Origin of the sequence: Shewanella sp. NKUCC05_KAH (assembly GCF_019345585.1) — a bacterium.
Classification (GTDB): domain Bacteria; phylum Pseudomonadota; class Gammaproteobacteria; order Enterobacterales; family Shewanellaceae; genus Shewanella; species Shewanella oncorhynchi.
In genome coordinates, this window is record NZ_JAHKQZ010000024.1 from 13,061 (window position 1) to 26,895 (window position 13,835).

At 36.3% G+C, this 13,835-nt stretch carries 12 protein-coding genes and 1 pseudogene; 4 read left to right on the top strand and 9 right to left on the bottom strand.

Annotation, left to right across the window (positions count from 1 at the left end; translation table 11 throughout):
* Positions 1-119: 119 nt before the first annotated feature.
* From KO533_RS19040 to KO533_RS19050, 3 genes are all read right to left on the bottom strand, one after another.
* Positions 120-794, bottom strand: a complete 675-nt coding sequence (locus KO533_RS19040; RefSeq protein ID WP_219255669.1) for a hypothetical protein — start codon at positions 792-794, stop codon at positions 120-122.
* 158 nt (positions 795-952) lie between these two features.
* Positions 953-1,231 carry a hypothetical protein gene (locus KO533_RS19045; RefSeq protein WP_219255671.1) on the bottom strand — a complete coding sequence of 93 codons (279 nt, stop codon included), beginning with the start codon at positions 1,229-1,231 and terminating at the stop codon, positions 953-955.
* Positions 1,232-1,326: 95 nt separating this feature from the next.
* Complete coding sequence (locus tag KO533_RS19050) at positions 1,327-1,530, bottom strand: hypothetical protein (RefSeq protein WP_219255673.1); 204 nt, start codon at positions 1,528-1,530, stop codon at positions 1,327-1,329.
* A 125-nt stretch (positions 1,531-1,655) separates the two neighbouring features.
* On the opposite strand from KO533_RS19050, the gene KO533_RS19055 reads away from it, so the two are divergent.
* Both KO533_RS19055 and KO533_RS19060 read left to right on the top strand, forming a co-directional pair.
* Positions 1,656-3,860, top strand: a complete 2,205-nt coding sequence (locus tag KO533_RS19055) for an NERD domain-containing protein (RefSeq protein ID WP_219255675.1) — start codon at positions 1,656-1,658, stop codon at positions 3,858-3,860.
* A 291-nt stretch (positions 3,861-4,151) separates the two neighbouring features.
* Entirely contained in the window at positions 4,152-4,769 is a 618-nt protein-coding gene (locus KO533_RS19060) for a recombinase family protein (protein ID WP_219255677.1), read from the top strand.
* A 41-nt stretch (positions 4,770-4,810) separates the two neighbouring features.
* Here the strand turns inward: KO533_RS19060 and KO533_RS19065 are convergent, their stop codons facing one another.
* Together KO533_RS19065 and KO533_RS19070 are read right to left on the bottom strand one after the other, a co-directional pair.
* Positions 4,811-5,158, bottom strand: a complete 348-nt coding sequence (locus tag KO533_RS19065; RefSeq protein ID WP_219255678.1) for a type II toxin-antitoxin system RelE/ParE family toxin — start codon at positions 5,156-5,158, stop codon at positions 4,811-4,813.
* Between the two features lies 1 nt (position 5,159).
* A complete protein-coding gene (locus KO533_RS19070) occupies positions 5,160-5,417 on the bottom strand; it encodes a type II toxin-antitoxin system Phd/YefM family antitoxin (RefSeq protein WP_219255680.1) in 258 nt (85 codons plus the stop codon).
* A gap of 747 nt (positions 5,418-6,164) precedes the next feature.
* Between KO533_RS19070 and KO533_RS19075 the strand changes: the two are divergent.
* Both KO533_RS19075 and KO533_RS19080 read left to right on the top strand, forming a co-directional pair.
* A pseudogene (locus KO533_RS19075) lies at positions 6,165-6,346 on the top strand (IS4 family transposase); the annotation flags it as partial.
* Positions 6,347-8,470: 2,124 nt separating this feature from the next.
* Positions 8,471-9,256 (top strand): hypothetical protein, encoded by a 786-nt coding sequence (locus tag KO533_RS19080; RefSeq protein ID WP_219255682.1) that lies wholly within the window; start codon positions 8,471-8,473, stop codon positions 9,254-9,256.
* Here KO533_RS19080 and KO533_RS19085 read toward each other — a convergent pair.
* The 4 genes from KO533_RS19085 to KO533_RS19100 form a co-directional block, all read right to left on the bottom strand.
* The gene (locus tag KO533_RS19085; RefSeq protein ID WP_219255684.1) at positions 9,237-10,118 is read right to left on the bottom strand and encodes a LysR family transcriptional regulator; all 882 of its coding nucleotides are present in this window, start codon (positions 10,116-10,118) and stop codon (positions 9,237-9,239) included. The two genes, KO533_RS19080 and KO533_RS19085, sit on opposite strands and share 20 nt — an antisense overlap.
* A gap of 203 nt (positions 10,119-10,321) precedes the next feature.
* Positions 10,322-11,326: a hypothetical protein gene (locus KO533_RS19090; protein WP_219255686.1), complete on the bottom strand. Its 1,005-nt coding sequence runs from the start codon at positions 11,324-11,326 to the stop codon at positions 10,322-10,324.
* A gap of 64 nt (positions 11,327-11,390) precedes the next feature.
* Positions 11,391-13,178: an aryl-sulfate sulfotransferase gene (locus KO533_RS19095; RefSeq protein ID WP_219255688.1), complete on the bottom strand. Its 1,788-nt coding sequence runs from the start codon at positions 13,176-13,178 to the stop codon at positions 11,391-11,393.
* 24 nt (positions 13,179-13,202) lie between these two features.
* Positions 13,203-13,829 carry a disulfide bond formation protein B gene (locus KO533_RS19100; RefSeq protein WP_219255690.1) on the bottom strand — a complete coding sequence of 209 codons (627 nt, stop codon included), beginning with the start codon at positions 13,827-13,829 and terminating at the stop codon, positions 13,203-13,205.
* Positions 13,830-13,835: the final 6 nt, after the last annotated feature.

The window sequence follows — 13,835 nt, forward strand, 5'->3', positions numbered from 1 at the left end:
AAAGTATGGAAAGTGGATATACGGTAACGCCACGTTGAGTAGTGAGCAACGCTACCACCTAACCTGAACCATTGCCCCCCGAGAATACGAAGCGTTGAGAATCTGTCTTAAACGCTTTGTTAAGTGCTCTGTAGTGCTTTAGTAAAGCCATACATATCAACAACCTTTGCTTTGGTATATGTCTTGTCAGTTCTATTCCCAGTGTAAAAGTCGATAGTCGCTCTACTTTCAGAGATTTGGTCGATAATACTTTGGTTTTGTTGGTAAAACTGACCTATGCAGCTTAAAGATCTATGGTTAAACCTAGTAAAGCCGCACTCACCTTTAAAAATATCACTAAATGTTGTTTTGAAAAAACGGTCATAGGCAGGAACTGAACCAAATACTCCAAGCATAATCTTGGTGACTAGAACTAAATGACTCGTGTTTTCAGGGATTATTAGACTACGGATCTCATTATATTGCTCTACCAAAAAATCTAAGTTTTCACTCGTATAATTGCTAACATCAATTGACCAAGCATCAACTTTTAGTGAAGCAATATACTCGATTAAACCTTCAAAGTTTTTCGAGCTTTTTGCGAGCATAAAACTCGAACCTCGAAACATGCCCCAGCTTGAAAGGTAAAAGCCAAGAGAAAGACAGCTCTTCTCCATATCCGCTAGAAGGTTACTTCCTGTTTTCGGATGAAAATAGTTATAACAATAATCAAAAGAAGCATACCTAGCATAAGGATCATGCCTTGCTTCAAAAGATGCAACATACTCATGTATATCATTTCTTGTTAGCTTCAAATTACCTCTCAATTCAAATCGACTGCAAATCACACAAATATGAATTCAAATGAAACAAGCGGTACTCTTTGAGTACCACTTGAACACTTTTTTGAACAAATTTAGACAGCAGCGTGGTGTGAAGCAAAAGACTAGATACCCGCGCTAATCAATTACACTTATTTTATATCATGTAAATAACTGGAAATACTGTCTGCTTTACAAGCATAAGTGTTAACTAGTTCATCTTTAAATGATTCGTCCCACTTAGGGTAAAGCTCATTGATTAATTCAGTCATAACTTCCTCAAATTGATAACCGTCAATTGACGTACCTAAAGACTGAAAAATTCGGTTCAAGCTTTTATGAAAGCGCTCTTCATCCAGAGGGTGGCCTGAATTCCATGTATCGATCTGCATCCATTTTTTTAATTCTTTTTTGAGTATAACTAAATTCATTTAAAACTCCGTTAAATATAACTTCTTAGTAGTTAGTGCGTTGCTCTGTTTGTAAGTTTAGCTCTGTCTGGTGCTAAAGTTCTGACGCGCATCCTTTAGATTAACCGGACTAATGGTGTTTGATCTTCTAAAATCATACCACCACTGCCATCCTCCATAGTAATAGCTGAAACCCTTAGTCCACACGATGTATGAAACCTAATTCCAATAACGCCGCTCCCTTCTTTCTTATCAGCTTCAACCTCATAAATTCTACCTGATTTTCTATCAATATATTGACCTTCAAAATTGTGACCCATATTCATTCCTCCATTCATGTAAATAGCTAGTAACTTTACTATTATAAACATAATAAACACTTGATCGTGTGCAATATAATCACTATGTTATTTCGAATCTAAATTATCATAAACCACTGAATATAATGAGAAGTGAAAAAGAAATTTTTGATGAACTGGAGGTGCTTAGTACCCATGATGGTTTTTGGGAGGTTGTTGCTTTTTTTTGCTGGAAAGACACTTTTATACACTTTTCTGGTGATAAGCTCGACAAAGAAGCTCTTGCTCAGCAGTTCGAAAGAGCTCGACTATCAAGAACAGAACTTTCGACGCTCATAGGCCTTGCGTGTAAAAGCGGATTCAACAATAAACAATTGAGCCTAGAGGAATTAAAAGAAAGGTCTGAACATATTTGGCAGCTTCTTGAGGAACTACACCATAGCTTTTATCCACCACTAGATGTTGCTGCCTTGTCTGCGCAATCTGATGCTAAAGATGGTGATGTGCCTACCTTTGGTAAATTCATGCGAGATCTAATCCCTAGTGGCAATAAGAATCACTTTATGCGAGAAGCTATCTTTTACGGTGGGGATGGAGTTTTTAAGCATCAATATAGGGATTTAGCTAAGCGTCGTTATTCCCTTGATGAGGATTGGATTGAAGCAAACAAGGGCTTTAAAGTTTCACAAGCAGCCGATGTCATTTCCGCTATAGAGAAAATTCAATTAGAAAAAGCTAATCAATCCATTTCTACAGCAACAAGCTGGCCATTACCATACCACCTACCTATATTCTGTTTCGATGTATCCGAAGTCGTAACGCGAAGTGGTTTAGGCCTAGAGATTGTCGAGGCTGTAATTGCTGCTTTCTCCGCTAAGCCTCAAGAAGGAATGGATTGCTTTAAATCCGTCGATGATTTTAACCACAGAAATGCGTTTCCAATAATTAAAATTGATGAAGACACCTTCGCAAGCTTTCAAGCATATAGCTTGTGGGAAGCTCTCTATGAAAGCCCATTCTTTTGGTTTAATGCAGATCATACCTACAAAGCTACCGCAAGCAAACATAGAGGCGCTTTTACGGAGGATTTTACCGCTGAGCGTTTAGCACTAGTGTTTGGTGAAGAGAATGTTTTAACTAATATCGACATATACGATGGTAAAGCCAAAGCTGGTGAAATCGACGTTTTGGTCACATTTGGCGATTTCGCGATTGTAGTGCAAGCCAAGTCTAAAAAGCTCACTATTGAAGCTCGTAGAGGGAACAGTAAGCAGCTTGAAGGTGATTTTAAAAAAGCAATTCAAGATGCCTATGACCAAGCACACTCGTGTAGCCAACTGTTGCAAGGAGATGGGTACGTATTCAAAGATGAGTCTGGTATCGAAGTTAATATTCGATCTAACTTCAAGATGATATTTCCTGTTTGTATTGTATCAGATCACTTCCCCGCTCTTTCTGCTCAAGCCAGACACTTTCTAAAGTATCAAACAACAGATGTAATAAAACATCCCTATGTAATGGATGTATTTCTAATAGATATGATTACAGAGATGTTGCCATCTTCTCTCTGGGTTCTCGACTACCTTATTAAGCGAAGCGACTATGGTGATTCGATCCTTTCTAATCATGAGCTGGTAATACTTTCAACCTACATCAAGCAAAACCTATATTTCGAGGAAAATCCGACACTAGTTATGCTTGATGATGATATCTCGGCAGATCTTGAATTGGCCATGTTAGCCAGAAGGGATGGTTATGAGGGAGAGGTGACACCAGAAGGTTTTCTCACCGTTCATAAAAATACTCATGTAGGGAGAATAATCGATGATATTGAGTATTCTACAGATTTTGGGCTTCAGAAGCTGGGATTGCACCTTCTATCAATGAGTGGTAATAGCATCAATCTACTCAATGAAGCAATTTCAAAAATGATTGTTCAATTCAAAAAGGATCATCGTCACCACGATATAACTCTTCCCTTGTTAGAGGAAAAAACTGGTTTAACTATCCATTGTAATGAAGATGACAATGAGACCGCCTACAAGAAACTGGTTACGCACTGCGAGAAACGAAAATACACTTGCAAAGCAGATTCTTGGGTCGGTTGCTGTTTTAGTCCAACTCAAGGTAGGTTCAGATTTTCTTCCTACCACGAAAGTGAATGGTGCCAATCCGATGAAATGGAAAAGTTAGTCGCGGATCTCAAACCTATTTCCCCAGAGCATCATGTAGGAGACGTAAAAAATCTTTCCTTTGGAAAACAGCCACAAATAACACTTAAAAAAATAGGTAGAAATGAACCTTGTTCATGTGGTAGTGGTCAGAAGTATAAACGCTGCTGTCTTCCGTAATTTGGTGAATAAATCTGTTTTACTAGTCTTGCCTTTTACTTATACATTAGGGTTTCTATGGGAAATTTTGATAGTACTAGGTAAGACGAACTCTTTCCCAAACTCATTTCGGGGCAGAAACGGCTTAGGGTGATCGCTCTAACACTTACCTAGCCAAAACCTAGTTCACTTATGGTATACCCCAAGAAAACCATCCACATCACATTGCCAATTGGTTCGCTATATATTGATTTAAAACCCTACTCGCACTAGTATGATAAACCACACCCTACAAACACCAAATGAGGTAAAATGTTTATTCGAGCCTATCTGCGCGCATCAACTGATGAACAAGATGCTAATCGAGCCAGAAATGAGTTGGTTCAGTTTTCAGAAAGTAAAAATGTTCGCATAGCCAGTTTTTATACTGAGACGCAATCAGGGGCAAAAATTGAACGGCCCGAACTTGGCCGTTTGATTATGGACTCTCACCCAGGTGATGTTTTACTCATAGAAAAAGTCGATAGATTATCTCGACTCCCCTTCGAGCAATGGAAGGTGCTAAAAAGTAAGTTGGTAAAAGCCAATATTCATATTGTCGTTGTTGACCAGCCAATGACACATGGGATCTTAAGTGGCACAGAAGAAAATACCATGATCGCAAAGGTACTGACTGAGTTCATGATTGATTTGGCCGCAGCAATGGCCAGAGATGATTACGAGACAAGAAGAAAGCGACAAGCGCAAGGTATCGAAAAGGCCAAAACCTTAGGCAAATACCTTGGGCGTCAGCCTGATCATGAATTGAGGCAAAATATTCGGTTATTACTCGATGAAGGGAAAAGCTGGTCTCAGGTGCAAAGCCTACTTAAATGCAGTCGTTCTACCATCGCTAAAACGGTCAAATTGAGTATAAAGGCTTCAACATGAATAACTAAAAAGGTGTTATTAATATCACTAGGTAACGCGCATCATTTATACATTAAACAGTGGTTAATTAACTGATTTTGTATGCTTTGTCGCTGGCTCAAAAAAAGTAACACTGTAATAATGGTTTCACCGTTAACATAACTGACTTCATACAATATTCTAAAATCCTCCTTAACGGCATGCCTAACCTGAGTAACACCAAGCTCAACTAACTCTTGGCATAGCGCATGGCTCAAAGGATTCTGAGTCACGGATGCTTCAAAGGCATCAATAACTGCCTCAATTTTCTCAATAATCGCGATCTCGTCATTCCATTGGGAGTAGTGGGATATGGCGCTATCTACGGTATCTTCGAATGTCCTGGTATATTCAAGTTTCACCACAGACATACTACTTATCCTTTAAAGCAAATTTACGATTAGCCAAGCGTTCCTTGAATGCACTTGATGAGATCGTCCGACCATTTTGTTGGTCGCTTTTCGCAAAACTGACCAACTTAAGTAAAGCAATAGCCTCATCGCGTCGATTTCTATCAGCTACCGACTCAATAACGTAAGCTGGAACACCATTTTGAGTAATAATCATCGGCTCATCTAAAGGCAAGCTCGCTGCATTTTTCTTCAAAAAACTGATTGTTTCTATATTCATAAATTTGTGCCTAGTAGGTTGATTGGAAATAAAAGAGCCCCATTCAGTAGGAATAATCATATCACGCGATAAGCAATAAGGCCAAATTTAGACCAGATTTAGACCAGATTTAAACCAGCAATTTTAACAACCCAAATTGTTTTTAGACGTATTGCATCTTCTTTAAGCCGATCGGTTTAAAATGGTTTTTGCATTGCAAAAAAGCCTAAAAACGTCATAACTCCCTCATGCATTCATAACTAAGCTATGGATTTCTTCATTGAACACCTGCAGATAAATTTCGATGGCTTTACTGCCACAAAGGCATAATCCAATACTGCAATTGCTTTATACAACCTTAGTGATCCGTCTTCTTTTTTTTAAAGCTGGCACTCGGTGTAGCAAAACACCCGCTCACTTGGCGATTCTAAGGCACTGGCATTTAAATATAGTCTTTCACCATCTGGACTAAACAGGCGCATTTTAGGGACAATATCGGGATTTTACATGGGCTTGAATCAATTCTTTAGAGATTTGATTCACTCTAAGGCAAAAAAAGCCCCGTTGGAAGGAAGATACGGGGCGAAATGGGTCTGTTTTAAAGCTTGCGTGAATCAGTCTGGTGTAGAGTGATTCAAGGACACAATTTATGTTTTGCAAAAAAACAAAGTATCCATTGATATGTTACAAGTTATATTCTGTATTATCTGAAGTTCAATAAATCTGTACCCAATGCCGACCCGCTGTACTTGTAGGAGGTGCAATGTCATGGTCTCTGATAGTGCAATATCGACCATATTAGTGGATTTGCGTGAAGGGCGTGAGCTTATTGCGCTACTGGCCTCTATGGCTATCAAAGGTCACTCTATCACGCTCTACGAACATTTCCGTTAGTGCTACAAGGCACTCAAACTGCCCATAATCAGTTTCTGAATGAACTCCATTATCTTTAAACAATCCCATATCTTCAATCGCCTGTTCTTGGCCGATTTTGCAAGATAAACTACAAAAACAAAACGGGAGAAAATACAACTAAAATGATACCAACGTTGTACCCATAATTTATCGCGCTCTTATCTACTAGGTTATTAATCCCTTCTGAGCGATGATTTATAAGACTAATTTGGTAAGAATAACAGATTGCCAATGTTTGCTTCAGATGAGAAGAGAGCATTACTGAAACTATCACTCACTATTAAAACCAATGTCTAAGCCACTACTACCGCATAAAGCCTCGACTTTATATCTGGTTCCCATATAAGTGTTTGAATTAGAAGACCCTCCAAGACCATTTAACTTAGTTTTCTCAATTACTTTTTTACTACATAAATTAATCATTATATTTAGATCTACTACATTTGTATTTACACCATTGCATTTTTATGAATGGTTTTAGAACGTTCTTACTCCATCATCTGTATGCGTTATTCCAGATACAACTATATAATTAATGGATTGAGAGTTTTTAAAATGTTTATAATTGGTTTTAAAACGGTGCATCCACATTTTGACGGATGTATGACTGTAAATGAAAAGTAGCTAAAATAGATAAGTTTCTATTGATTCAAATGATTAACACTGTATATATGTAAATCAAGATAAACAACGTGACGCATGAAAACTAAGACGTTAGCAGCACAAATCTCAGAGGACATATGAAAGAATATTGGCGATTGTATCTAATAATAGTTATCATTATTTTGATAAATGTGGCATTTGCCTATATTGCTCACTACATATTTAACGGAGAGTTTTTTGGTGATACTTAATATCTAATGTAAATGCTTTATTCACATCGAGATTTTTGCTATTCGTGAAAACTCGCCATCCAATACGCACTATATTATTGGTTAGTGCTACAATGGTATTTTACCTTTCGTTGGTTTAAAGCGCTCGCAATAAATAATTTTCCTCAGTCCATCACCCCATTTATTATCTGCACTGTAGATAGGTCAACCTCGAATTTCAAAGCTACAAATTATCGTTATTGGCCCTTGGCGAACCTTTTCACCTAGATTAGATTAGCACTAAGCCATACACGTTAATTCTGGACTTTGGCTAACCGCGCAACCGATGGCACACCGAATTGCTTGCAACAGTGACTTTTATAATACTCAGCTTCTGCTTAACATTGTTCCAGCTTCGACCAATCAGCAGAATTTAACCCAAAAAAGGATATGACTAAATACCCAAAGAAGAATAAATACGTGTTGCGTCTTTAATGAACAACCACAAACACTATTTTGTCGGAGCAGGGCATACCAAAAAACTAAAGTGGCAGCAAGGCATCTGAAATGTTCATCATTTACCATGCTGTAAAAGCTCATGTTATATTACAGTTACAAAACAGTTCAATCATTTATAAGAGGTATAAGTCCTAGCTCAAGAACGAAATCAAATATAGGCTATTATCTCAGTCAGTATACACACTATGGGTTAATAGAAATTTTCAATTATGCTTGTAGGAATTGATATGCGGAAATGAATTGGCAAGGTATGCATTTTAAGGAAGTAGCTTCCACACCTCCTAGTTATGACCTTACTACTGCGACAATGTAGCAGTATTCATATTAGTGATTTAGCATTACTGCACCAAACTAAAAATCGTCTGAATACGTTTCACTAATATTTAATTCAAAGTTATTATTTAGTTGAAAAGGCATCTTTCAAGTACACGCATTAAGCCAATGCGGTAACATATATTTAAATTAATGACTTAGATCACATTGTGGTTAGTTAAAAAGTGCTACAATAAACATTTGCACACTCTATCATAAACTTCCCACAAAGTGTGAAATTTTAAAATGATATTCAAATCAGACTGTATTAATCTTTTTAAAATAATGGCGACATCCATTATTTTTTTAATCTGTGTGATTTATGATTGTCAATATGAATATTCCTACGAAGATTCTCATAACTTTCATAACTTTCATAACTTTCATAACTTTCATAACTTTTTAGGGAAAATTGCACCGCTAGTATTTTTATTTTGTTTTTTGATAAGCATCTTTCATTATTATATAGCCCTGAACTTTGATAGGATTTCTATATTTAGAAATCTTAAACTTGACATGAAAATATTAGGCTTAACTTTGTGCCTAGGGTGTTCAAATTTTTATCTATTTATTAAGAGCGAGAGGATCGAACTAGCTATTCATGAACGGTATATAGCTTGCATTTTAAGTCTCGCATCAGCAGGCGGAATAAGTTGTTTATCATTATCTGGTTTGGGAATTCCGATATCTGAAATTTTTCTAGCTAGTATTTTTCTTCCATTTATATTTTTTTCCGCTTTTAGAGCTTTAAATATCGGAGGCATACTATACCATAATAAATACTCATTTACGTCTAGTTTTTCTGTGAAAATAGGCTTTCAAAATTTAGTCATTAATTATTTATTTGCTGCGAGTAAGATGATTATCAATAAGTCAGTAATAATAGTGTTATATGATTTTTTTAAAAATATGTTATGCGGAATGAATTATGTGTGGGATAGACTAACATATCTACCATTATTTGTATTGAAAAATGCTGGCTTTACTGCAACTCAATCAGAAGCTATTGCTACTGCTTGGGTTACGAAGATATTTGTTAACAGAGAAGTTGCCCTTATAGATTTGGTTAACAATGGCATATATAACGATATTGAACTTTTCGAAAGGATTTTGGTTTTGACTTTATTTCTTAATATTGCCAGTTTCCCTGCAATTATTATAATTGGGTTAAATATTTTTTCCTTTTTCGGAAAGAATGGCTGGAAGTACATATCTGCATTACCTTTTGCCTTTGCAATTGTAAACCTTATATCATTACTTCCGTTAATTATCATTTTTTTAATTAAATATAGTTTTTATTGAAATTATCAACAATACAATCCATTAAGCTTAATGCTTCATCACTTAGACGCTGATGTTGTTTAACTGCTATCTGCACTAAACTTTTACTTTGTATCGTACCGTTAAAAAGGATTTTTAAATTTTTAAATTTATCTGTCGCTAACGTTTTGCTCGGAATTAACCCAATACCATCACCTTTCAATACAAACTCATTAGATACGATCTTTGAATCCACTTCTAAACGGCTATTTATTTTAAAATGACATTTTTTATTATCAAATGTCTCGCAGTATAAAAAATCATCATCTACTGCTTCTAATGGTGTTATTATAACATTGTGATGTGTTAACTCATCCAATGTTTTTGGTTCGCCATATTCATTTAAATAATCTAAACTAGCAACAAAATAACAAATGGTTTCGTTTACAGCATGATAGACGAATTTTGGATTGCACCTAAAGCTTGTTGTGATTGCGAAATCACCGTTAAATCGTTCTATATTTTGCGGAGTTGTAATGGTCGATATTTTCAAGGATAAACGTGGATTCTGTTTATAATAATCAGAAATGATTTCTCTAACTAGTCTTACTGCAATACCTTGATTCATGGCAATATGAATTTTTTTATAAGAGAATGGTTCATGAGCTATTAGGGAATTATTGATATCACCAATCTTTTTTATGCCATGAAGTAATGCCTCGCCTTCTGTTGTTAATATTAAACGATTATCAATTTTTTCAAAAAATGAAACTTTATAATATTCTTCAATTTTTCTTAATCGCTTATAGATTGTTGATGGTGACAATTCTAGCATTTCAGCTGTTCTAGTTAGACAGCCTACAGTCGCTATTATCGGTATCATTGATAAATAATCTATATGCATAAATGCGTTCCTTTTTATTTTTACTCATAATGTTGTGTAAGATAGTTAAAAGCGCTAGCTTAGACCACTTGAGTATTAATCACTTAAAATATTTAGACTTCTCATTGGCACTAGCGCAATTTCAATCAACCAAAAATAGCATAAAATAACTCTACGCAATCACTTTTTTTGAAAATAAATTTTACAATGTGATATTGATAGCGTTATAACTTTACACGAAACCCAACACTGAGCGAATCCCCTGAATAATTATCATTATAATTAATTGGCTTTTCATTATACAGTGCTCCCTCTATGAAGAAGGATAGAGCATCACTGTATTTATAATTTATGCTACCAACAATTAATGATTGTGACTCCCCCCCCCAGTTACCTTCATAAGTTTTATATTGATATGAAGCACCGAATTTTATATCATTTAACTGATATTTTAGTGCTCCAACATAGGTTTTATTGGCTGCACTTTGAAAGCCATTTTTTACATAAAACGGGTTATCAGTTAATTCGGCTAGTATTGCTATGGTTAAGTTTTCAAGTTTAGTATCAGCACCGAACGAATATCTGCTATAATTTTCAGTTGCATAAGCTTTTTCGGGAGCCATTTCCTTATCAATGACTGTGATGCCGGCACTTAAATTTAACAATTCAGATGTGTATACAATACGCCCTGTTGTGACGTCATTGTCGACCCCGTTATTTTCATTAGGGGTAGTGATTGATGTAATAAGCCGTAGTGTACCACTCCCTAAATCTAATCGAGGGGTTCCGTAGGCAAAGACATTTTTAGCGTATGTCGCTTGCTCCCATAACATGTTATTACTACTAGCAAGTTCTCCATTATTTGACGGATGAATATCTACACGACGATATATATCGTCGTAAATTCCAGAGTATGAACGCCCCAGAACAAAGGAACCATAATCGGAACTTAGAATTATACGACCATGAGTAACTTCTATCTCATCTAAGTCACGTTGGCGGAAATTATCTGAAAATTGAGCTTGGACCTCATACTTAACTTTAAAGTTACTAGCAGTATAAAAACCATATGAGCCTAGACGGATCAATTGCGTTTTTGCTTGAAAATCTTTATCTGATTGCGAAATCAGTTCTCCTTGCCCCTCAGCATAAAATTGAGGCTCAAAAGTGCTCGCATTCGAAATTAAAGGAGTTATTAATAAAATAAATGATAGTGCTATTTTTTTCATCTTGATTCTTCCTTAAAATAATACCATCTGACTGGTTACAGATGGTATTTATAGATCTTAGAACTTACTGATTAAATGGAGGGGTAACAATTGTTGCTCTGTATCCTGGTGCGCCAGGAGCCATGCCATGAACCCAAATTTCAACAGATGGTTTATCTTTTCCATGCTCAAATTCAAGAATCTTACCAATCGTCTTACCTGCATAAAGACCTGTACTCATTGATGCTACAAGGTTTGAATCTTTATCTGGATAATATTCAGTAATAGAGGTGACTGGTGAATAGAACTCATAACCGCGCTCTTTACCGTATTGCCATATTTGTTTTACGGTCATATTTTGCTGGTCAATAACATATTCAACTGCACGAGTATATTTGTCTTCTGGCATAATCGGTTGTTCATTAAAACGACCATCACCATTATCTAGTACAAATAGGTTGAAATTGTGTTTTCCAGAACCTTTACCTATGTAAGCGGTGTGTTGTGTCCAAGTGAAGTCAAACTCGTCAGGATTTGGACATTTACCTTTTGCAGTACATTCAATTTTACGGCCCTTATTATCAATAGGCTGTAGCACCTTCTTAGCTAGCTCACCTTTCCAACCTTCTCTAGCGCTTAAAATCCATTTAACTTCATTATCTTTTCCAATCTTAATATTGGCTGATTGATGACGTAATGAAAGAATAATTGAATTATCATTTTCATCGTATGTTACTGAATTGACATGTGCCCAGTTACGCCCAGCACCTACACCAGGTAAATCACCATATGGAGAATTTTTTAATTGTTCTAAGGAGGCTGTTTGATTCGCATGGTCAGCATCAACGTTAAGACAAACAGCCCCCATATCTAAGCCTAGTAAGGTTACGTCACGAGTGTTATCTAATATCTTGTTAAGATTCCACTCATGTACCACTTTACCTTGAGGATCAACTTCGATTATATGATCACGAACAGTGGTTACACGATCACCAACTTCATTGATGTAGTCTTTCTTCGCAACACGAATAATCATGTTGCCATTAGGACGGTGATGAATATCATGTGAAAAGTCAGCATATTGACCAGGAAGGTCGCGAGAATATACGTGTTCACCCATTAAGCTCATTCTGTGATAAGCTTGACCAGCTCCCCAAACAAGGTCTTTACCTACTTGCTTTAATCCCATAACGTAACCTGTTTTACGATAATGGTTAGCATCACGGAATGCTTGATAATCCATATACCAACGTAAATCACCATTTGTATCGTAAATACTTAAGGTTGGAGATCGATCCCATAAACCGGCACCAGAAGCCTGAGGGTTGTTATGACTAACAATCGAACGTTGTGCTCCATCACCAAAACCGTCAACTAGATATAGGCGATCTTTAAATTTCTTTGAAGCTTCCACTTTTACTTCGCCAAGCATGTAAGAAGTTCTAGCTTCTGCTTCCGGGGTAAACTTTACGCCCCCCGTTCTCATATTAAATGTATGACTTCTGTTTTTACCATCTTCTTTCCAGTCAATTTTCACTTTGTTTTGAAAGTCAGCATATAAACCAAATACTGGGATTCCGGAGTGGTGCAATAATTCTGAATTAGCAACATCATAGCTAATATCAATGCCCTTTTCATCTTTGCCTAAAACTGTCACTTTCACATTACTTAAGTGACGATTACTTGGGATATCAATTACTGCTGTTAATGGAGAGTAACCATATTTATTCATAAAAATGGTACCGATTACCTCTGAACCATTTGAATGTACAGCCATACCACGAGCTGATTTTAAAGAGTTTGCTTCGACAACCGTTGTCATTCCAATGCAACTTACCGCAGCGACTAATAACGCTATATTAGTTAATTTCATAATAACTCCTAAATATTTAATGTGTTAAACTAAGCTTTTACTTTTTAAAAACTTATATATCCAACCGATTGTCGCAGCACCTAAACCTAGAATAAAAAATACGTAAGCGATGATGCAGTATTCAGCCATATTTAAACCAAGTAGTGACCAATCGTCTTCACCACAAATACCTGATGGCTGAAATTCAAATGGGAGCCAAACATGTAATGGCAATCCTAGAGGAAAGGTGGGTTCTGTAGAACAAGCCGCTGCACCACCTCCAACCGCAAATAGATCGCCACCTGATAACATCACATCGTCAAGAGCATGTGCAGTATGATGCAATTCAGCTAAATCAATTGACCAAGCCATTCCTTGAAGAACTCCATACCAAGCTATATACATACCAATAATCTTGAACCATATATTAGTTGGTTTAATTGCAATAATGAGACCTGCAAATAAAATACAGAACTGACTGTATCTGATATATACACAGATTTCACATGGGTCCATAGCCAAGAATAATTGAAAATAACCTATAGCAGATAATATAAGGAATGCCGCAGCACTGCTCATTAAAAACCAAACCCAACGTTGATTTTGCCATTCGCTTAACGTTTGGAACGGTGATGTTTTAAATTCACTCAAAGCTTTTGAAAAAAAACTCATATTCTG

Bases quoted from the DNA above. Each gene is read 5' to 3' on its own strand.
- KO533_RS19070 (WP_219255680.1), bottom strand. From the start codon at position 5,417: ATGAATATAGAAACAATCAGTTTTTTGAAGAAAAATGCAGCGAGCTTG.
- KO533_RS19065 (WP_219255678.1), bottom strand. From the start codon at position 5,158: ATGTCTGTGGTGAAACTTGAATATACCAGGACATTCGAAGATACCGTA.
- KO533_RS19080 (WP_219255682.1), top strand. From the start codon at position 8,471: ATGAAAATATTAGGCTTAACTTTGTGCCTAGGGTGTTCAAATTTTTAT.
- KO533_RS19050 (WP_219255673.1), bottom strand. From the start codon at position 1,530: ATGGGTCACAATTTTGAAGGTCAATATATTGATAGAAAATCAGGTAGA.
- KO533_RS19090 (WP_219255686.1), bottom strand. From the start codon at position 11,326: ATGAAAAAAATAGCACTATCATTTATTTTATTAATAACTCCTTTAATT.
- KO533_RS19085 (WP_219255684.1), bottom strand. From the start codon at position 10,118: ATGCATATAGATTATTTATCAATGATACCGATAATAGCGACTGTAGGC.
- KO533_RS19060 (WP_219255677.1), top strand. From the start codon at position 4,152: ATGTTTATTCGAGCCTATCTGCGCGCATCAACTGATGAACAAGATGCT.
- KO533_RS19095 (WP_219255688.1), bottom strand. From the start codon at position 13,178: ATGAAATTAACTAATATAGCGTTATTAGTCGCTGCGGTAAGTTGCATT.
- KO533_RS19045 (WP_219255671.1), bottom strand. From the start codon at position 1,231: ATGAATTTAGTTATACTCAAAAAAGAATTAAAAAAATGGATGCAGATC.
- KO533_RS19100 (WP_219255690.1), bottom strand. From the start codon at position 13,829: ATGAGTTTTTTTTCAAAAGCTTTGAGTGAATTTAAAACATCACCGTTC.
- KO533_RS19055 (WP_219255675.1), top strand. From the start codon at position 1,656: ATGAGAAGTGAAAAAGAAATTTTTGATGAACTGGAGGTGCTTAGTACC.